The organism is Roseibium sp. MMSF_3412, from assembly GCF_030733265.1.
Lineage (GTDB): Bacteria > Pseudomonadota > Alphaproteobacteria > Rhizobiales > Stappiaceae > Roseibium.
This window is the reverse complement of record NZ_JASHJI010000019.1, coordinates 45,088-65,675: the sequence shown is the minus strand read 5'-3', so window position 1 is coordinate 65,675 and position 20,588 is coordinate 45,088. Positions and strand designations below refer to the sequence as shown.

Annotated in this window: 17 protein-coding genes; 10 read left to right on the top strand and 7 right to left on the bottom strand. The window is 61.5% G+C overall.

The window, feature by feature from the left end:
* The first annotated feature begins 62 nt into the window (after positions 1-62).
* Complete coding sequence (locus tag RBB49_RS24445) at positions 63-1,523, top strand: NAD-dependent succinate-semialdehyde dehydrogenase (RefSeq protein WP_306145532.1); 1,461 nt, start codon at positions 63-65, stop codon at positions 1,521-1,523.
* On the top strand, positions 1,520-2,689 hold the full coding sequence (locus tag RBB49_RS24440) for a mandelate racemase/muconate lactonizing enzyme family protein (RefSeq protein WP_306145531.1): 1,170 nt from the start codon (positions 1,520-1,522) through the stop codon (positions 2,687-2,689). The genes RBB49_RS24445 and RBB49_RS24440 overlap by 4 nt, the downstream gene beginning before the upstream one ends.
* A gap of 5 nt (positions 2,690-2,694) precedes the next feature.
* Here the strand turns inward: RBB49_RS24440 and RBB49_RS24435 are convergent, their stop codons facing one another.
* The 6 genes from RBB49_RS24435 to RBB49_RS24410 form a co-directional block, all read right to left on the bottom strand.
* Entirely contained in the window at positions 2,695-3,498 is an 804-nt protein-coding gene (locus RBB49_RS24435; protein WP_306145530.1) for an ABC transporter ATP-binding protein, read from the bottom strand.
* Between the two features lie 8 nt (positions 3,499-3,506).
* The gene (locus RBB49_RS24430; protein WP_306145529.1) at positions 3,507-4,373 is read right to left on the bottom strand and encodes an ABC transporter ATP-binding protein; all 867 of its coding nucleotides are present in this window, start codon (positions 4,371-4,373) and stop codon (positions 3,507-3,509) included.
* On the bottom strand, positions 4,370-5,221 hold the full coding sequence (locus tag RBB49_RS24425) for an ABC transporter permease (RefSeq protein WP_306145528.1): 852 nt from the start codon (positions 5,219-5,221) through the stop codon (positions 4,370-4,372). The genes RBB49_RS24430 and RBB49_RS24425 overlap by 4 nt, the downstream gene beginning before the upstream one ends.
* The gene (locus RBB49_RS24420) at positions 5,214-6,224 is read right to left on the bottom strand and encodes an ABC transporter permease (protein WP_306145527.1); all 1,011 of its coding nucleotides are present in this window, start codon (positions 6,222-6,224) and stop codon (positions 5,214-5,216) included. The genes RBB49_RS24425 and RBB49_RS24420 overlap by 8 nt, the downstream gene beginning before the upstream one ends.
* A 103-nt stretch (positions 6,225-6,327) precedes the next feature.
* The gene (locus RBB49_RS24415) at positions 6,328-7,854 is read right to left on the bottom strand and encodes an ABC transporter substrate-binding protein (RefSeq protein ID WP_306145526.1); all 1,527 of its coding nucleotides are present in this window, start codon (positions 7,852-7,854) and stop codon (positions 6,328-6,330) included.
* Between the two features lie 47 nt (positions 7,855-7,901).
* Positions 7,902-9,470 (bottom strand): NAD(P)/FAD-dependent oxidoreductase, encoded by a 1,569-nt coding sequence (locus RBB49_RS24410; protein WP_306145525.1) that lies wholly within the window; start codon positions 9,468-9,470, stop codon positions 7,902-7,904.
* Positions 9,471-9,581: 111 nt separating this feature from the next.
* Here RBB49_RS24410 and RBB49_RS24405 point away from each other — a divergent pair, with 111 nt between their 5' ends.
* From RBB49_RS24405 to RBB49_RS24385, 5 genes are read left to right on the top strand one after another with little or no spacing between them, the layout of a single operon-like run.
* On the top strand, positions 9,582-10,373 hold the full coding sequence (locus RBB49_RS24405) for a cyclase family protein (RefSeq protein WP_306145524.1): 792 nt from the start codon (positions 9,582-9,584) through the stop codon (positions 10,371-10,373).
* A 10-nt stretch (positions 10,374-10,383) separates the two neighbouring features.
* Positions 10,384-11,940, top strand: coding sequence for an NAD(P)/FAD-dependent oxidoreductase (locus RBB49_RS24400; RefSeq protein ID WP_306145523.1), 1,557 nt, complete (start codon positions 10,384-10,386; stop codon positions 11,938-11,940).
* Positions 11,937-12,431: a MarR family winged helix-turn-helix transcriptional regulator gene (locus RBB49_RS24395; protein WP_306145522.1), complete on the top strand. Its 495-nt coding sequence runs from the start codon at positions 11,937-11,939 to the stop codon at positions 12,429-12,431. Before RBB49_RS24400 ends, RBB49_RS24395 begins: the two co-directional genes overlap by 4 nt.
* A gap of 27 nt (positions 12,432-12,458) precedes the next feature.
* A complete protein-coding gene (locus RBB49_RS24390) occupies positions 12,459-14,609 on the top strand; it encodes an indolepyruvate ferredoxin oxidoreductase subunit alpha (RefSeq protein ID WP_306145521.1) in 2,151 nt (716 codons plus the stop codon).
* Positions 14,609-16,162: an indolepyruvate oxidoreductase subunit beta family protein gene (locus RBB49_RS24385; protein ID WP_306145520.1), complete on the top strand. Its 1,554-nt coding sequence runs from the start codon at positions 14,609-14,611 to the stop codon at positions 16,160-16,162. Before RBB49_RS24390 ends, RBB49_RS24385 begins: the two co-directional genes overlap by 1 nt.
* Before the next feature lie 3 nt (positions 16,163-16,165).
* Here the strand turns inward: RBB49_RS24385 and RBB49_RS24380 are convergent, their stop codons facing one another.
* A complete protein-coding gene (locus tag RBB49_RS24380; RefSeq protein WP_306145519.1) occupies positions 16,166-17,302 on the bottom strand; it encodes an aminotransferase class V-fold PLP-dependent enzyme in 1,137 nt (378 codons plus the stop codon).
* Between the two features lie 204 nt (positions 17,303-17,506).
* Here RBB49_RS24380 and RBB49_RS24375 point away from each other — a divergent pair, with 204 nt between their 5' ends.
* The 3 genes from RBB49_RS24375 to RBB49_RS24365 are packed head-to-tail and all read left to right on the top strand — an operon-like array spanning position 17,507 to position 20,581.
* Complete coding sequence (locus RBB49_RS24375) at positions 17,507-18,241, top strand: GntR family transcriptional regulator (protein WP_306145518.1); 735 nt, start codon at positions 17,507-17,509, stop codon at positions 18,239-18,241.
* A complete protein-coding gene (locus tag RBB49_RS24370; RefSeq protein ID WP_306145517.1) occupies positions 18,241-19,335 on the top strand; it encodes a cupin domain-containing protein in 1,095 nt (364 codons plus the stop codon). Before RBB49_RS24375 ends, RBB49_RS24370 begins: the two co-directional genes overlap by 1 nt.
* A gap of 46 nt (positions 19,336-19,381) precedes the next feature.
* Positions 19,382-20,581, top strand: coding sequence for an ABC transporter substrate-binding protein (locus RBB49_RS24365; protein WP_306145516.1), 1,200 nt, complete (start codon positions 19,382-19,384; stop codon positions 20,579-20,581).
* The last annotated feature ends 7 nt before the right edge of the window (positions 20,582-20,588 follow it).

Sequence of the window (20,588 nt, the reverse complement as noted above, 5' to 3'; positions counted from 1 at the left end):
TCCGTTGTGAATGCCTTGGCACGCTGCCACGATGGCGGCAACATGTTTGATTGAGGCGTGTCATGGATTTCCCGACGAGACTTTATATCGATGGTGCCTTGTCCGAGGGAAGTGCTCGGCAGGAAGTATTCAATCCTGCAACGGAAGACCACGTCGCGACGGTTTACACCGCCGGATTTGACGATGTGCAGCGCGCGCTGGAAGCCGCCCGGGACGCCTTTCCAACCTGGTCGGCAACACCGATTGCCGAGCGTCAGTCCTGGATGCGCAAATTGCGTGATGAAGTGATCGCGCATGAGGAGTTCCTGCGCGATTGTGTCCACCATGAGATGGGCAAACCCTGGGCGCAGACCCTTGAGGACTGGGACCGGCTGGTCGTATCACTTGAGTTCTACACAGAGGAAATCGCGCGCATCTACGATGTCGGGCTCGCGGACCGGGCGGGAACCCACACACACCGGATGGTGCACGAGGCCGCAGGGGTGGCCGTCGCATATCTCGCCTGGAACTTCCCGCTTCTGAACCTGGCTTTCAAGATCGGGCCGGCGATGGCGGCCGGTTGCCCGATCCTCATCAGACCGTCAGAGAAGACTCCGATATCTGCATACGCGGTCGGTCAGCTTTGTGAGCGGATCGGCTTGCCGCGCGGTGTTGTTCAGATCCTGTGCACGGACGGTTACGAGGTGGCTGACGCGATGACCGCGTCAACGATCCCCCAGGTGATCACCCTGATCGGTTCAACCGGAACCGGACAGCACATCATGCGCACCGGAGCAACGTCGATCAAACGCTACTCCATGGAACTGGGCGGCAACGCGCCGGTGCTTGTATTCGAGGACGCGGATCTGGACCTGGCCGCCGACATTGTCTGCGGTGTGAAGTTTTCCAACGCCGGGCAGATTTGCGTTTCCCCGAACCGGGTCTTTGTCGCAAGCGCCGTTCACGCGGTTTTCGCTGAAAAGGTGACGGCGCGTGCACGGGCCGCCAAAACCGGCTTCGACAAGACCGCCGATATCACCACCGGACCGGTGATCGACGGGCCTGCCTGGGCGCGCATCAAGGGGCTGATCGATGACGCGGTTGCAAGCGGGGCAGAGCTTTTGGCCGGTGGAGACCGGCCCGCGCATCTGAACAAGGGATATTTTCTGGCGCCGACCGTTCTGGACCGTGTCACCGAGACAATGGCGGTTTACCGCCAGGAGACATTCGGACCGATCGTCAGCCTGATCCCGTTCGACGGCGAGACGGATCTGACCGCAATGGCCAATGATTGCGAGGAAGGCGGTCTGACCGCCTATATCTTCACGCGCGACCTTGCCAGGGCAGAGGCTTATGCGGCAAAGCTGCGCTACGGGGAGATCCAGATCAACGGCGTGAAGTATGACATCGACCTGCCGCATGGCGGCATCGGTCAGTCCGGCATCGGCCATGACTGTTCGGCGCTGGCACTGAGGGACTACCTGATCGAAAAGAGAATAACCCGTGCGCTCGACGACACGGACTTCGAAGGGTTGAACGCATGAAGATAACAGGCGTCAAAAGCCATGTGCTGCAATATGACCTCCCCGGCGAGCTGGGCTACTCCCAGCAATATTACGAGAAGCGCACGGCCCATCTGGTCGAGGTTCAAACCGACGAGGGCGTGACCGGTTGGGGGGAGTGTTTCGGTCCGGGCAATGTCGCGATCGCGAACAAGGGGATCGTCGAGAAGGTTATCCAGCCGATCATTCTCGGCAGCGACCCGATGGATCGCGACGCGCTCTGGCACAGGGTCTACAATCTCATGCGCGACCACGGCCAGAAGGGCATGCCCCTGCAGGCGCTTTCCGGTGTCGATATCGCCCTTTGGGATATTGCCGGCAAGGTTGCCGGCCTGCCGCTTCACAAGCTGATCGGCGGCGCGCATCGCGACCGCATCCAGGCTTACGGATACGGCATGATGCTCAAGCGCGAAAGTGTCGACGATCACGTGGCGCGCTTCCGGGAGGAAGCCGCGCAGATCATGGATATGGGGTTCGCCGCGGCAAAGATGAAAACCGGCCTCGGACCGAAAGAGGATGTCAGGCTCTGCCAGGCGGTCGCGGAAAGCGTGGAAGGCCGCGGCAAGTTCATGGTCGACGCCAACCATTGTTACACCACGTCCGACGCCTTTTTTGTCGGCAGGGCTCTGGAGGAGCTGGGCGCCTACTGGTTTGAAGAACCCGTCGCGCCCGAGGATCTCGATGGATACCGGGAGCTGCGCAGCGGGCTTCGCGTCAACATTTCCGGGGGCGAGGCTGAGTTCAATCGCTGGGGCTGGCGCCAGATCCTGGAAAACCGAGGCCTTGATATCGCCCAGCCCGAGGTCTGCGCGCTTGGCGGCGTAAGTGAATATCTGCGCGTGCTCGCCCTTTGCCATGCGCACTTCACACCGGTGATCAACCACGTCTGGGGATCGGCCATCGCGGTTGCCACCAACATTCAGCTTCTGGCGGCGATGCCGGCCCTTCCCGGCGGCCTCCACCCATGGGAGCCGATGCTTGAGTTCGACACGACGGACAACAAGTTCCGCGACGACCTGCTGCAGCAGCCGCTGGACATTCAGGGCCAGGTGAAATCATCGGGCGGCTACGTCTCCATTCCGAAAGGTCCCGGGCATGGCGTCACACCCGATGCGGACTTCATCCGGCGGTTCGAGCTCGATCTCTGAGAGTGTCAGGCCCAGACCTGGTCGGGATCCGGCAACGGAATGGCATCCAGCAGCGTGCGCGTGTACTCCGCCTGCGGATTTGCGAAAAGGTCGGCCGTTGCCGCGTTTTCGACGATCTCGCCATGGTGCATGACAAGAATGCGCGAGCACAGTCTTCGGATGACCGACAGGTCGTGACTGACAAAGGCAAGCGTCAGACCGAGGTCCCGCACCAGCTGCTCCAGAAGGTTCAGCACCTGGGCCTGCGAGGAAACGTCCAGGCCCGACACGATTTCGTCGGCCAGAATGAAGTCGGGTTTGAGGGCGATCGCGCGGGCAATACCGACCCTTTGCCGCTGGCCGCCCGACAGTTCGTGCGGATACCGTTCGGAAAAGCTCTTCGGCAGGCCAACCATTTCCAGGGCATCATCGACGCGCCTCGGTATGTCGTCGAAGCCTTGCAGGCGAAGCGGGCCGGCAATGATGCCGCCCACACGGCGGCGCGGGTTGAGCGAGGACATCGGATCCTGAAAGATCATCTGAAACCGTTTGCGCAACGGGCGCAGGTCGTCTTCGCCGAGCTGCGCGATCTCCGTTCCCTCGAACAGGATCGATCCGGAGTCCGGCCGGAGCAAGCGGATCATGGCACGCCCGAGCGTCGATTTTCCGGACCCGGAGCCGCCGACAATGCCGAGCACATCGCCCCTGGCAACATCGAAAGTGAGGCCTTTGAGGACACTCGTGCGCGGCGCGGCACCGAAGAGAGGTTTGTGCGCCAGGTCGGGAAAGGAAACTTTCAGGTCTTTGACACGGTAGATGAGGTCGCTCATGGTGCCGCTCACCTCTTCAACTGCGCATCGAAGGCGGCAACTTGCTGCTCCACCTGGGAAATAATGCTGTCCGGAACGGGCATGAGCGAGCCGTCGGGGTCGGTGTATTTCGGCGTCGCCGCAAGCAATGCCCTTGAGTAGGCGTGACCGGGTTCCGCGAAGAAGGTTCTGACATCCGTTTCCTCGATGACCATTCCGGCATAAAGAACCGTCAGGGACTGGCTGATCTTGGAGACAACACCGAGATCGTGCGTCACGAAAAGCAGCGCCGTGTCGTGCCGTTCCTGCATCTCGCGGATCAGTTTGAGGATCTGTTTCTGCACCGTGACATCGAGCGCTGTCGTCGGTTCGTCGGCGATGATCAGCTTGGGTTCGGCCGCAAAGGCCGAGGCGATCAGAATGCGTTGGCGCATACCGCCGGACAGTTCATGCGGATAGGATCTCATCACCCGCTCCGGCGACTGGATGTGCACCTCGTCGAGGAGTTCAGCGGCGCGGTCTTCCGCCTGCTTGCGCTTCCATCCGAGAATGTCGACGAGCCGGTCCGTGATCTGCGGGCCGACCCTACGGGACGGATTGAGTGCGGTCAGCGGGTCTTGCGGGATCAGCGCCACCTTTGCACCGATCTTGGCCCGCCGGGCTTTTGGCGGCAATGTCAGCAGGTCCTCGCCATCGAGCAGGATTTCGCCGCCGGTGAGTTTCGCCGCGCGCGGAAGGATGCCGAGCACGGCCTTTCCGATCATGCTCTTGCCTGCGCCGCTTTCGCCGACTAGCGCCCGGACTTCGCCTGATTTGACCTCGAGCGAAACCTTGCGCAGCAAGGGAACGCCGTTCTTGAGCCGGACCGTCAGGTCCTTGATCGTGAGATAGCTCATCGCAGCACCGGATCGAAATAGTCTTTCAGGCCTTCGCCGAGTTGCGAAAAACTGAGCACAGTGAGGAACAGGGCAACAAGCGGGAACACCAGGACCCACCAGGCCTGATAGATCGATGTGCGCCCCTCGGCGATCATGCCGCCCCAGGTCGGCTGGTCGGTCGAGATCGACAGGTTGACGAAACTCAGGATCGCTTCGACGATCACCGCGATGCCCATTTCAAGGGTCAACAGGGCGACGATTGTCGGCAGCACGTTGGGCAGAATTTCGGCAAGCGCGATGCCGAGACGGCTGCGTCCGGCAACCTGCGCGGATGCAACGTAGTCCATCGCGCCCTGGCTCATGGCTTCCGCCCGCACCACGCGCGAGAACCGGGTCCAGTCGATCACGACGATCGCCACAATAATCGAGGTCAGGCCTGTTCCGAGAACGGCAATCAGCAGGATCGCGAACAGCACGGGCGGAAACGCCATCCAGATGTCGACAAGGCGGGAGATGACGAGGTCTGCCCAGCCCCGGAAATAGCCGGCGATCAGCCCAAGCGTCGCGCCGACCAGGCAGGTCAGGGTTCCCGCAACGAGCGCGACTGTCAGCGCCAGCCGTGCTCCGTAAAGCATCCGGCTCAGGAGGTCACGGCCGAGGGAATCGGTGCCAAGCAGATAGGCGGGGTCGGCGCCTTGCTGCCAGAAGGGCGGCAGCCTTGCTGCGAAAAGGTCCTGCTCCAGCGGATCGTGCGGACTGATCATCGGCGCGAACACTGCAGCCAGAACGAGAAGGAGCAACCAGCCGCCGCTGAGCCAAAGACGGAGGCCGGGGAGGCGGCGGATCTGTCCGCGGGCGTCATGCATGGCGAAGCCTCGGATTGAGCGCAGCGTAGGTCATGTCCACCAGCAGATTGACGAGCGTGAACAGAAGCGCAAACACCAGGACGATGCCCTGGATCAGCGGCAGGTCGCGGTTGATCACCGCATCGATCGCCATGTTTCCAAGGCCTTCATAGGAGAACAGCCGCTCGATGATGACGGTTCCGCCGATGAGGAAGGTGAACTGGACCCCAACGAGGGTCAGCGTCGGCAGGATGGCATTCGGCAAGGCGTCCCGTGCGATGATGGACGTTTCGGAGTAACCCTTGGTCCGCGCCAGCGTGATGTAGTCGTCGTGCATGCATTCCTTGAGCGATTGTTTCAGGAGCTGGAGAATGATCGCCGCCAGCGGGATTGCCAGCGCGAGCGCAGGCAGGAACATGTGCCCCAGCAGATCAAGCACCACGTCGAAGCGAAAGCGCACCAGCGCTTCGATCAGGTAGAAGTCGGTGTTGAACTCGAAGCCGAGGGAAGGTGAGACGCGCCCGGAAATGTGAAACAGCGGCCAGAGAACGCCAAGCACGAGAATGAGCGCGAGGCCCCAGAGAAAATCCGGCAGCGAAAGCGCGACACCGCCGGCAACATCGATGCCGCCTTCGACCTTCGTGCCCCGGTAGAGCGTCGCGGTGAGCGCGGCCGAACCGCCGACGACGATCGCGATCAGGAGCGCCATCACCGAGAGTTCCAGTGTCGCCGGAAGCCGGCCGATCACAAGATCGAAAACAGGCTGGCGGGTCGTGATGGAGGTTCCGAAGTCGCCTTGCAGGACGTTGCCAATCCAGATCAGGAACTGTTCAAAGATACTTTTGTCCAGGCCATAGAGCGCTTCCAGGCGCGCGATGTCGGCCTCGGTCGCGCCGGGGGGCAGCATCATCGCGATCGGGTTCCCTGGCACCACCCGGATCACGACGAAAACGATGATGGCAGCTCCCAGGAGGGTGATGATTGTCGTCGCCAGGCGCGTCAGCAGCGTACGCACGATTTGCATGAAAAGATTCGCAGCCCTTCATTCAGGAAAAAGAGCCGCCGCAGCACCCTAAGGAGCAAGCAGGAAGGGCACTGCGGCGAAGGTGAGGTAACGTTTTCCTGACTTAAGAACGGGTCATCAGGTGCGGCAGCAGCGCGCCCGATGCGTGTGGTGTGACCTTGACCTGATCGCTGTGCAGGATCGGCTGCACATACTGGATCAGCGGCAGCACGAGCGCGTTCTCGGCGATGTGCTTGTCGACCGCCTTCCAGCCCGCGATGCGCTTCTCCTCATCCGCCTCGCCCCAGAGTGGCAGGATCATCTGCATCAGGTCTTCGCCGTCCCAGACGGAATGCGGCGATGGGCCGAACATGGCAAATCCGGTGGACGTGGTCGGATCGCCGATTGCGTTGCCCCAGTTGTAGAAGGCTGCCGGAGCCAGTTGATCCGCTGCCCGCAATTCGAAGTGCTTGGCGATTTCGTAGACTTCGATCTCGGCCTCGATACCGACCTTGCGCCACAGGCCGACGATCACCTGGATGATCTCGTAGTCCTTCGGCTTGAAGCCGCGCGTCGTCTGGATCTTGAATGTGACCGGGTTGTCCGGACCATAGCCGGATGCGGCCAGCAGTTCCTTGGCCTTTTCAGGATCGTAAGGAACGGTGATGGACGGGTCATAGGCAGCGTAATCCGGCGTCTGAAGCGTATCGATGGCAACGCCGTAACCCGACAGCAGCCGCTCGATGATGGTTTCCTTGTCGATGGCATGCGCCATGGCCATGCGCACATTCGGATCGTTCATCGGTTCGACATCGTTGATGAAGATCATGCCGATGTCGGAAATCGGAGCTGCGGTGCCGACAATGCCGTCCTGTTCCTTGAGGCGGTCGAATTCCTCATAGGGCATTTCCAGCGTCACGTGCGAGTTGCCCGAGCTGACCTCGAAGGTGCGGCTTGAGGCATCGGTGACGAACTTGATGGTGACGGTCTTGAACTCGGGTGCGCCGCCCCAGTAATTTTCATTTGCCTTGAGGCGCACGAACGCATTGCGCTCGAAATTGTCGACCATGTAGGGGCCGGTCCCGATCGGCGCGGCTTCAAAGCCTTCCGGACCGACTTCCTCGTAATACTTCTTCGGCAGGACATAGCCGGTCAGGAAGCTCATCCACTTGAAGATCGTCGGCTCGTATTCCTTGACGTCCGCGGTGACGCGGTTGCCGTCGATCTGGAAGTTTCCGATCTTGCCCCAGATGAACTGGATCGGGTTCCCCGTGTCCGGATTGCCGGCCCGTTCAAGTGACCAGGCAACGTCTTCGGGTGTGAGCGGATCGCCATTGTGCCAGGTGACGCCTTCGCGGATTTCCAACCAGATCTTGGATCTGTCTTCGGTCCATCCCCATTCGCTGACGATGCCGGAGCCGAAGCTGAGATCCGGGTTCTGGTGGATGAACATGTCGAACACCGACTGGTAGATACCCTGGATGGTCGGGTTGACCGCGGACGGGCCGACCGTCGGGTCCCAGCTGGGCAGATTGACGTTATAGGCAATCACCAGTTCATCGATCTCATTCGCAAAAGCGGGCGTTCCAACGGCTGTCAGCACTCCGCTGGCGGCCGCACTTTTCAAAAGCGTGCGTCTTGATACCTTCATTGTCCTGTTCCCCATGTTTGCGTTGGCCGGATGTGTTTTCGTTATCGCTATCCGGCGAGCTTTTGCGCGAGCTGATATCCGGGCCCGGCACCGGTGCCCGCGCCCGGCCAGACGGCGGCTCCGGTGTGGAACAGGTTCCCCACCGGTGTGCTGCCGTCGGCAAAGCCGCGAACGGGCCTGAACATGAAATGCTGTGTCAGGTGATGGCTGCCGCAGATCTGATCGCCGCCGACCAGATTTGGATTGTCCGCCTCCAGCATCAGCGGTGTAACAACGTGTTGACCGAGGATCTTTGAACGTGTGCCGGGCGCATATCCCTCCAGAATATCCAGAACCCGTTCGGCGTATTTGTCCGCGACCGTCTCCCAGTCGGTCTCCTCGATCTGCCCCGCAGCATCTCCCTTAATGACCGCCGGAACCATGCGCACCTGAAGCCAGAGCACATGCTTGCCTTCCGGCGCGCGGCTCGGGTCGATGACGGTGGGCTGTCCGCAGACGATCACCGGTTCGTCCGGCAGCAGCCCCGCCTGCGCCTGGGCATAGGTGCGCGCCATCTGGTCGACCTCCGGTGCCAGATGAATATAAGCGAAGTTTTTCAGCTCATCGCCGGCGCTCCAGTCGGGCAATCCATCGACGGCCAGGTGGATCATCATCGTGCCGGGCGCGTGAGAGAAGGTCTTCAGGCCGTCATTATAGCGTGTGTCTGCGGTCTCCCCCGCGAGCTTCAAAAGAGCCTTTGGCGCGACGTTGGCAATCACGGCATTGCGCGCCATGACCTTGCGCCCGTCGGCGAGTTCGACGCCCTTTGCCTCGCCGTTTTCGACAAGAATGCGCGTGACCTCTGCATTCAGGGTGACGCTTCCGCCCCGCGCCTCGAGCGCAGACACCATTGCCGAGATCGCGGCACCGGCACCACCCTTGCCCAGAACCATGCCGAATGCCTGATTGGCCATGCCTTCCAGGTACGGAAACAGCGCGCCGCCGGAAATGTCCGGGGCGAAATCCAGATGCATGCCCCACGCGCCGAGCAGGGCGCGCACTTTCGGCGACCGGAATGTCTCGTTCAGCCAGTCGCGTGGCGATGACATCAGGAAGCGGCTGAGATCGAGCACGCCGTCCGTGCCGGACTTTCGCCAGTGCTTGTAGAGAATATATGCAAATGCACGTTTCTTCGCAGGGCTGCCGAGCAGACCCACAAGCGGTTCGGCCATGGCCGGAAAGTCGGCCGTCAGGTCCCGCCAGGTTTTCCCGTCTTCTGCGCTGATGGCGTCGATCCGCTTCGCCGTCGTTTCGAGATCGTTGCTGACGCCAAGCCAGGAGCCATCAGGAAAAACGGAAGAAAAACAATCGGCTGCAGGCGCAAACTCCAATCCGTTCCGGCCCAGCTCTTCGCCATATTCCTTGAAAAAGGCGGAGCCGGCAAACAGGGACAGGTTCATTGCCGCCCAGTCATGGCTATATCCGGGTAAGGTATATTCACCGCTCTTGACCGCGCCGCCGGCAACCGGAGCGCGCTCGAACACACCAACTTTCCAGCCTTGCGCGGCCAGATGAACGGCGCAGGCGAGACTGTTGTGTCCGCTGCCGATAATGACGCCGTCCAGAGTCTCATCCATGATGCAAGCCGTGCCTCCCTCGAAATAGATAATTGCAAATACAAATAAATCTGTCTAGCATTGAATTGCGATAATGAGCCAAGCGGCCAAGACGTAGAGAGGGAGCATCAGATGTCAGCAGAGAACGCGCTCAGCGGACTGGGAGCGAAGTTATTGTCCGGTGAGGTCGAGGTGGTCGACTGCACGGGCGTTTTGGGCCCCAACACCCCGATCATCCAGTTGCCGCCCGATTTTGCCAAGAACACGCCGAAGGTCGAGATCCACAAGATCAGTGAATACGATTCCGATGGACCGTTTTTCGCCTGGAACTGGATGGTGCTGGGCGAGCATTCCGGCACCCATTTCGACGCGCCGCATCACTGGATCACCGGCAAGGATTACGAGGACGGCTTCACCGACACGCTCGACGTTCAGCGCCTTGTCGCACCGGTCAATGTGATCGATTGCTCCAAGGAGAGTGCTGAGAACGCCGACTTCCTCCTGACCGCGGATCTGATCAAGGCCTGGGAAGCGGAGCACGGCGAGATCGGTGCCGGTGAATGGGTCCTCATGCGCACCGACTGGGACAATCGCGCTCATGACGAGTCTCTCTTCCTGAACACGGACGAGACCGGGCCACACAGCCCCGGGCCGACGCCGGACGCGATCGAATATCTTCTGTCCAAGAAAATTGTCGGCTGGGGGACGCAGTGCATCGGCACGGATGCGGGACAGGCTGGCGGCATGGAACCGCCCTATCCGGCACACAATCTCCTGCACAGGGACAATTGCTTCGGACTGGCCTCGCTCGCCAACCTGAGCAAGCTGCCGGCCAAGGGTGCCATCCTGGTTGCAGCACCCCTGAAGATCGAGCGGGGAACAGGCAGCCCGATCCGCGCCCTGGCGCTGGTGCCAAGGGGCTGAGGCCGATCCCGTGACCGCGCCGCATGTCATAATCGGGTCGGGGATCAACGCTCTTGTCGCGGCGGCACTGCTGTCGCGCAAGGGGGAAAAGGTGCTCGTGCTCGAACGCTCGGACCAACTTGGCGGATGCATGCGGACCGAGGAAATCACCTTGCCCGGCTTCCGTCATGATGTCCTGGCTGCAACCTTCGTGTTGTTCCTGACATCGCCCGCCTATGCGGAGCTCGCCGAAGACCTCGGCCGGCACGGTCTCGACTTCTGCCATACGCAGAAACCGACAGCGGTTCTCCGCCCGGATGGTCAGTCCGCCGTGCTCACCATGGACCGGGCCGCGAACATTGCCGCTTTCGACGGGCTTTCAGCCGGTGACGGCAAACAGCACGGCGCTGATGTCGGGACGGTTGAGGCGGATGCCGAATTCCTGTTCGCCCTGCTGGGCAGCCCGCTGTGGTCGGGCAAGATGGCGCGGCTTATGGCGAAGCAGGCCTGGAAGCGTGGCCTGAACGGATTGAAGACCTGGCTCGGGGACGCGCTGCAACCGGCGCGGGCCTGGCTGGAGCACGGTTATGGCAGTGAGACGGTTCAGGCGCTTTGGGCACCCTGGGTGCTGCATACCGGCCTGACACCGGAAAGCACCTATTCCGGCCAGATGGGCCGGGTGATCGCATTCGCGCTGGAAGCGGCCGGAGCGCCGGTGGCGAAAGGCGGTGCCGGAACGGTGCCCGATGCCTTCCACAAACTGATCGAGGAAAAGGGTGGTGAGATCCGGACCGGCGTTGATGTCGAGCGTATCCTTGTCCGCGACGGCAAGGCCGTTGGTATTCAAACGTCAGCTGGCGACAGGATCGACGCCAAATCCGTGATCGCGTCGGTCACACCGACGCAGCTTTATCAGCGCCTTCTTGGCGACGAACCGCAGCCGGCCCATGCGGAGCGTTACAGATACGGCCGTGGCAATTTCCAGCTTCATTATGCCCTGGATGCGGAACCGGAGTGGATCGCGGACGGACTTGAAGATGTCGCGCTGATCCACCTGACAGACGGGATCGACGCCGTTTCGAAATCGTCGAACGAGGCCGAGCGCGGTCTTTTGCCCGAAACGCCGACGATTTGTGTCGGCCAGCCGCACAGGCTTGACCCCTCGCGCGTGCCCGACGGCAAGGCCATCCTCTGGATTCAGATCCCGGATGCCCCGCGCGTGATCAAGGGTGACGCTGCAAGCCAGCTTGAAACGAACCCCGAATGGACGGAAACCATGCGCGAGGCTTTTGCCGACCGCATCGAAGCCGTCCTGCAAAAACACATCCGGAACTTCGATCAGATCAAACTGGGAAGACGCGCTTATTCGCCAGCAGACCTGAACCAGATGAACATCAATCTCGTCGGCGGCGACCCCTATGGCGGGTCCTGCAACATCGACCAGTTTTTTGTCTGGCGCCCGTTCACCCGTTCCGTTAACAGCGCCACCACGATCGGCAATCTCCACATGATCGGCGCGTCGACCCATCCGGGTCCGGGCCTCGGAGGCGGGTCCGGCTACAACCTGGCGAAAGGGATGGGGGCATGAAAAACGAAAACGGGCTGGAACTGGCGGAACAGCAGACCCCTGTACCGCGCCTGGGCGAAATCGGTCTGGAGAACTTTCCACCCTACCTGATGAACCGCATCATGGGGCGTTACAACGGCGCGCTGCGGGACGAGATGGCGAAGCTCGGGCTGACGACGCCGAAAATGCGGACGCTCGCGGTTCTGTCCGTTCTGGACGGCCTCCTGATCCGCGATCTGTCGGTCTATGCCGTGGTTGAAACCTCGACGTTGAGCCGCGCGCTTGATGCCCTGGAACGCGACGGGCTGGTCAAGCGGGTGACCGACACCGAAGACAGCCGGGCCGTGCGCATCCATCTGACGACGAAGGGACGCCAGACCCACGACATGCTCTGGCCGCATCTGGCGACGGCGTATCAGCAGATGTTCCGGGGCATCAGTGACGCCGATCAGCGCACCTTCGTGGCAACGCTGCAGGCCATTTTGAAGAACATCCGCAAACATCCGATTTAGCACCAGGGACTGTGCAGGGAGGGGCCGATGGCCGAAAGGTCGTTCAAGGCTGAGGTAGAGCATCTTCGCAAGGGAACCGGAGACGTCTTCACGGGCGAAGGCATTCTTGCGATTACAAAGGCGCTTCTGGAGAATGGCGTCGGTTATGTCGGCGGCTATCAGGGCGCACCGATTTCGCACCTGATGGATGTGCTCGCCGATGCCGAGGACCTCATGAGCGAACTCGGCATTCGCTTTGAAGCCAACGCGTCTGAGGCTGCCGCCGCTGCCATGCTGGCCGCCTCGGTGCACTATCCGATCCGCGGTGCCGTCACCTTCAAGGGATCGGTCGGTGTCAATGTTGCCTCCGACGCGCTTGCCAACCTGTCCTCGTCCGGCGTGAATGGCGGTGCCCTCGTCATCGTCGGGGAAGACTATGGCGAAGGCTCCTCGATCATGCAGGAGCGGTCCTACGGCTTTGCCATGAAATCGCAGTTCTGGTTGCTCGACCCGCGCCCGAACCTGCCCTCCATCGTCAAGGCCGTCGGCGACGGGTTCGCGCTTTCCGAAGCCAGCAACACGCCGGTGATGCTGATGGTCCGTATCCGCTCGTGTCATGTCACCGGCAGCTTCGACACCTCGGACAACGTGCCGCCACCGCTCTCCGTCAAAGCCGCACTTTCCAATCCGCAACGTGATTTCAAACGGGTGGTGCTGCCGCCCATGTCCTATGCGCACGAGCATGACAAGATCGACAATCGCTGGCCGGCTGCCGAGAAGTACATTCTTGAGAACAAGCTCAACGAGCGCTTCGGTCCGGAAGACGGCAAGGTCGGGATCATGTGTCTCGGCGGCATGTATAACAGCGTTATCCGGTCGCTGCAGCGTCTCGGTCTGGCCGATATCAGTGGCAATACGTCCGTGCCGCTTTATGTCCTGAACGTCACCTATCCGGTCGTCAAATCGGATGTGCTGGATTTCTGCTTGGGCAAGGACGCCGTGCTGCTGGTGGAAGAAGGGCAGCCGGAGTTCATCGAACAGCAGCTCGGCGCGATGCTTTACAAGGAAGGCGCGACCACGAAGCTTGAGGGAAAGGGCATCTTCCCGAAGGCCGGGGAATATACCGGGCAGATCATGTTTGACGGTCTGGAGGCCTTTGTCCGCCAATACGCTCCAGAACTGCTGCCGGGCAAGGTACTTGCGCCGAACACGCCCAAGACGGAACTTCCCGATCTGAGCAAGACGGTGCCGATCCGGCCGCCGGGCTTTTGTACCGGTTGTCCCGAGCGCCCGATTTTTGCGTCTCTGAAGCTCGCTGAACAGGAACTCGGCTCCCGCCAGATCACGGGCGATATCGGCTGCCATCTGTTTGCCTGCCTGCCGCCCTTTGAAATCGGTGGTTCGACAATGGGCTACGGCCTCGGACCGGCATCGAACGCCGCCTTCGATGGCGGCGGGGAGAAACGCGCGATTTCGATCCTCGGCGATGGCGGCTTCTGGCACAACGGCCTCAGCTCCTCCATCGGCAATATGGTGTTCAACAAGTCCGACAGCGTCGCCATCATCGTCGACAACTATTATTCCGCGGCAACGGGCGGACAGGACGTCCTGTCCAGCCGCGCCGAGAACGACACCAAGTCGACAAACAATCCGATTTCAAAAGCGCTTGCCGGTGTCGGCGTGGAATGGATCCGCCAGATCGACCGCACCTATGACGTCACCAAAATGCGCGACACGATCCGTGAAGCACTGACGACCGACTACAAGGGGCCGAAGGTCATCGTTGCCTCTTCGGAGTGCATGCTGAACCGGCAAAGGCGCGAGAAGCCGCAGCGCAACAAGGCGATAGCGGATGGCAAGCGGGTGGAACTGCCGCGTTTCGGCGTCGATCAGGACGTGTGCACGGGGGATCACGCCTGCATACGTCTGTCCGGCTGTCCGTCGCTTTCCCTGAAGAAGCTCGATGATCCGCTCCGGGACGATCCGGTTGCCCATATCGACCAGTCCTGTGTCGGTTGCGGCAATTGCGGCGAGGTCGCGGACGCAGCGATCCTTTGCCCATCCTTTTACGAAGCCAAGGTGGTGCACAATCCGTCCGGGTTCGAGACCTGGTATGCGGGTATCCGCCGCAGGATCATTTCCTGGCTGCAGGGCCGGCGCGCCGGCAAGCGGCTGGCCTTCTCTGGGGAGAATGCCTGATGTCCCTGGCCCTGCCTCTTGATGCCCAGCCGACGGATCCGGCGCTGGAAGGCATTATCAAGCTCGCGGTCATGGCCGTCGGCGGCCAGGGCGGCGGCGTCCTCACCAACTGGATCGAGACGCTTGCGCGTTCCGAAGGCTATCATTGCCAGGCAACGAGTGTCGCCGGTGTCGCCCAGAGAACCGGCGCGACCATCTACTATATCGAAATGGCCCCGGGTGATGTCGCCTCGCCGGTCTTCTCCCTCGCACCGTCCGCCGGCGACGTTGATATCACCATCGCTGCGGAGATGATGGAAGCCGGACGCGCCATCATGCGCGGTTTCGTGACGCCCGACCGGACCACCCTGATTGCATCCACGCACCGGATGCTCGCCGTTTCGGAAAAAACCGTGCCCGGTGACGGCATGGCCTCGTCCGAAGAGGTCAAGGCAGCGGCTGAAGTTGCCGCGCAGAAACTGATCCTTGCGGATATGGACACGGCCGCCGTTGCCGTGGGCTCGGTGATTTCGGCGTCCCTGTTCGGCGCCCTGGCGGGCTCAGGGGCGCTGCCGTTCAAACGCGAAGCGTTCGAGGAGGCGGTCCGCGCGGGCGGCAAGGGGGTCGAGCCGAGCCTCAGGGCTTTTGCTGCGGGCTATGATCTGGCGCAAAACGGCGAGGCACCGAAAGCGCCTGAACCGAAGGCAGCGAAAACCGAAATCATCGAACCGGAAGGGCCCGCCGAAAGCCAGACCGCCTGGGCCTCGCTAATTGCCCGTATCGCCGGCTTGCCCGAAGACATCCGGGAAATGGCGAAGGCCGGTTTGACCAAGGTGGTCGACTTCCAGGACTGCGACTACGGGTCGGAATACCTCGACCGCTTGCAGCTGCTGGTAAACGTGGACGATCCGGAAAAGGGTTACGAGCTGTCGCTGGAGGCGGCGAAACACATCGCCAACGCGATGACCTACGACGATGTCATCCGGGTCGCGGATCTCAAGACCCGGCCGCAACGGTTCCGCCGGATCGAGGACGAGATGCGCGTCAAATCGGAGAACCTGCTTCACCTGACCGACTATCTGCATCCGCGCGCGGAGGAGATTGTCGGTCTTCTTCCGGAAAAACTGGGCCGGAAGATGGAGAACGATCCGGCCTGGATGAAGCGGATCGACCGCTGGTTCAACCGGGGCCGCCGCATCAGGACGGACAGCCTGCGCGGTTTTGCCATGCTCTATGTCCTCGGCGGGATGCGCAAGTGGCGGCTGAAAACCCTGCGGCACAGGATGGAGCAGGATCATCTGGATGCGTGGCTCACAACGGTTTCCGGATATCTCCCCGACCGGTATGACATGGCCGTGGAGATCCTGCGCTGCAGGCGGCTGATCAAGGGCTACTCGGACACCCATGCGCGCGGTCTTTCCAAATTCGACAAGGTACTCTCCGGCGCCCGCCTCGTGGAGAACCGCGATGATGGGGCCGTATGGGTGGCCAGGCTGCGCGAGGCAGCGCTGAAGGACGAGAAGGGCACGGACCTGGACGGTGCGCTGAAGACAATCGAGAGCTTCGCCGGATAGAGTTCAGGCGTTGCCGATCGACCTTGCAAACACGTCGATGAGGGCGCGGGTTGCGTCCTCCGTCGTCTGAGCGCCGGGGGAAAGGCGCAGCGTTGCGCCGCGCGTGTCCGCGGAGTACCCGGTCCGGTTCAGATCGGCGAGCGTCTTTGAGGCCGCTTCAGCGGTTGTGAGATCCAGCATCAGGCTGCCGCCGCGCTCTGTCCGGCTGCGGGGCGACAGCAGGCCGACGCCAAGGTCATCCAAGCCGTCGATCAGGATGTCGCAGAGCAATCTGTTGTGGTGGAGCAGCGCCGCGCGGTCCATACCGGCGTGCCATGTCAGCGCGGGAACGGTCGCGGCTGCGGGCAGGATCGCCGGTGTGCCGTTGTCGAACCGGCGGACATCGGGCGCATAGTCGAAGGCGTTTATATCCCAGTTGAACGGATTGTCCTGGCTGAACCAGCCGCGCAGTTCGGGCCGGCAGTCTGCAATTAGGTCAGGCCGGACATAGAGCATTCCCGCGCCAGGCGCGCCGCACATCCATTTCAGGCTCGTGGAGACCGCGAAATCGATCTCCGGGTCGGCGACGGAAAAGGGCAGGAGCCCGGCGGCCTGGGTGATGTCGACGCCGATGAGGCTGTCCATGGTGCGCCCGTGCCTCACCAGCGCGTCAAGATCGACCTTGTGCGACGTGGTTGAGCTTACCCAGGTGATCAGGGCAAGGGCGACATCTTTGTCCCATTCCGCGATCATGTCCTCGTCCGCGACCCAGTGCGCGCCCTGTCGCGGGTGCACGGTCTTCAGTTCGAAACCGAACCGCTCCTGCAACCGGGAAAGCAGAAAGTGGTTCGAGGGAAAGCAATCGGCGGCAACGAGAACCTTGCGGCCACGCAGGAGATCGGCAGGCAGCGCGGTGGTCAGCATGTGAACGCCTTGCGTGACATTCTCGCAAGTCGTGACCGACCCGTCCGGGGCGCTGATCAACTGCCGCCAGAGGTCGATGAATTCGGCGCGCTTGCCGAGCATGTAAGGCCATTGCTGGTCGTCTGGCGCGCTCCATACGGCTGCAAGTTCCGCCATCGCATTGCTGAGATCGGACTCTTTTCCTGGATACTGGCCAATGGAGTGATACAGGAAGTAACCCGCCTTCCTCTCTGTCATGCCTGTCTCCTGAAAATCGGGTCCTGGACCGCACTCCCCGTATTGACCGGGCAGGAAATATTCGTATACAGTTTTTGCGTTAGTTCAAGCTTAAAAGACTTGAAAGCTGCCAGATTAGCGAGTGTGATGCAGGTTCGGGGGCACGACGCCCGGTTTTCTGTATACGATTTTGTGGTTTGAGAGGGGGAGGGGAGCATAGCAGTCTTGAAATCCTCCACGACCTCAAGCGCACCACCGGGCACCAGCGTCCAGATCCACGACGTGCTCATGGCCCGCATCCAGAATGGTGAAGTCGATCCGCAGGAACGTCTTGTCGATACGGCTGTGGCGACCGAGTTCGGCGTCTCGCGCATGCCGGCGCGCGATGCGCTGATGCGGCTTGCGCATGAGGGTTATCTGGAGCAGACCACCAAGGGCTTCGTGCTGCCGAGAATCGATCATCAGGAAATCCTCGAAATCTTTGACCTGCGGCGGCTGCTCGAACCGCGCGCGGCGGCAATGGCGGCGCAAAACCTCTCTGAAGAGGCCTTCGGCCATCTTGAGACGGCTTTGAAAAATGCGCGTCAGGCGATGACGGACGGCGAGCGGGAGAAGCTTTTCCGGGCCTGCGAGATTTTCAGAAACGGCTGGATCAATGCCGTCCCGAACGTGTCACTGCGAAAGGCGGTCCAGCGCTACATGACCCAGGTCCAGGCCGTGCGCATGATGACATTCGCGGACCCCGCGAACCATCCGGTGATCGTGGATGGCAACACGGGTTTGCTTGAGGCGTTTCGCCGGCGGGATGCGGTCGCGGCCGCGGATCGCATCCTGCGCTTTGTTTTCGATGGAGAAACCGCCTATCTCGCCGCGCACGCCGCAGAGGAGATGAACCAATCTAACGAGCCCCGGACAGCGACGGCCGCCGGGAAAGACACCACTCTGACGGGACCGCGATAATGGAAACGCGTGCTGAAGTGCGACTGCCGACTGACGACCTTGCCAGGGACCTGCCGTTCTTCACGAAGACACTGAAGATGCGCCTCGACATGATCTATCCTGCGGACAATCCGGAGATTGCGGTCTTTTCCGGTCACGGGCTTCGGGTGCGGGTCGAAAAAGGCGCGCCGGAAGGCCCCGGCACCTTGCGCATCCTGACCGATGCGCCGGATGAATTCGCAGGTGGCGAACGGGTGCTTGTTGCCCCCAACGGCACGCGGGTGGAGATTGACGAGTTGAACCCGCCGCTGATCCTTCCCGATACCAAGCACGCCTTTGTCGTGCGCCGGCTCGCCGATCAGGCGCCCTGGGTCATCGGCCGTGCCGGAATGGAATACCGGGATCTGGTGCCGACCCGCCTGGGCGGGGCCATGATCGCGTCCCACATCCGCGTGCCTGACGGTCCCGTGCCCGACATGGTACATTTCCACAAGGTCGGGTTTCAGCTGATCTTCTGCGTCCGGGGCTGGGTCGATGTCCTCTATGAGGATCAGGGCGGCATGCGCCGGCTGACCGCGGGCGACTGTTTCATCCAGCCGCCCGAAATCCGACACCGGGTCATGCATGCCGCAGATGGCATCGAGGTGGTCGAGATCGGCGTTCCCGCGGAACATGTCACCGAAATCGACCATGAAATGACCCTGCCGACGGAAACCGAACGCCCGGACCGGGAGTGGCAGGGCCAGAAATTCGTGCACAATCTGGCAAGGGACGCGGTTTTCAGCCCCTTCAGGATCCCGGGCTTCGAGGCCCGCGACACAACCATCTCGGACAACACCAAGGGGGTGGCATCTGTTATGGTTGCACGTGCAACCGGGGAGGTTTCTCCCTGGACTCGGCATGATTGCGATATTCTGTTCAACTTTGTGCTGGCAGGTGAAATGACACTCGAGGGCGAAGGAAAAGACCCTTACCGCCTGTCCGCCGGAGACGCCTTTGTGATCCCGCCCAGGATGGCGACACGATACACGGGCGCAACAACCGACCTTGAGCTGCTTGAAGTCAGCCTGCCGGGACGGTTCAAAACCGAGGTTCTGGAATCGCCCGGGAGGTAGGGACGGGTGGAGCGGACCAAATGAAAAAGCGATGAGGGGAAGTAGCATGAAAAAACTGACGACACTCGCAGCCGCAGCACTGATGCTGGGCACCAGTTCGCTGGCCTACGCCGAAACCAAGATCGGCATTCTGATGGACATAACCGGACCGATCGCGAACTTCATTCCACCGCTGCAGAACGCGGCGAACCTGGCGGTCAAGCATGTCAATGACCAGGGTGGTCTGCTTGGCGGGGAAGTGGTCGCTGTCTATGGCGACACCACCGGAACCGCGCAAGGCGCCGTCGATGCGGCCCAGAAGCTGGTCAATATCGAGAACGTGCCGATCGTGATGGGATCCCTCATGTCCGGCACCACGATTGCCGCCGCCGAGGCAGCGATCATTCCGGCAGGTGTCGCACAGATTTCACCGACTGCAACCTCGCCGGCCATGACAGATCTTCAGGATGACGGACTCGTTTTCCGGATCGTGCCGTCCGACAACTACCAGGGTGAAATCCTGGCCAAGATGGTGCTCGACGAGGGCCTCAACAAGGTCGCGGTGACCTATGTGAACAACGACTATGGCGTCGGCATCGGCCAGACCTTCATGGAGGCCTACAAGGCCGCCGGTGGCGAGATCGTCGCGGAAAACAAGCACGAAGAGAAGAAGGACTCCTATCGCTCCGAACTGGCGAGCCTGGCAAAGGGTGATGCGGACGCGCTTGTCGTCATCGCCTATGCGGGCGACAGCGGCGGCAAGATCGTCCGGCAGTCGATCGAGGGCGGTCTCTTCGACAAATTCGTCGGCACCGACGGGCTCCGGGACGAACTCCTGATCCAGAATGTCGGCGCGGACGCGCTCAAGACATCCTTCTTCTCCTCGCCGACATCGCCTGCGGAAAACCCTGCCCAGAAGACGCTGCACGACGCCTTTAACGCCGAGTACGGCGAAGGCGCGGACAAGGCCTTTGTCGATCAGACCTACGATGCCACCTTCCTTGCCCTGCTCGCTGTTGAAAAGGCCGGGTCAACGGACCGCGCCAAGATGGCGGACGCTCTGCGCGAGGTTGCCATGGCACCGGGCGAAAAGGTCGGACCGGGTGAATGGGCGAAAGCCGTTGCGCTGATCAAGGAAGGCAAGGACATCGACTATGATGGCGCCAGCGGTTCCGCCGAGTTCGACGAGAACGGCGACGTTGGCGGGTTCATCGGCAAGTTTGTCGTCGATGGCGACGGTTACAAACAGATTGCAATCGTCGAATAAGCCGCGG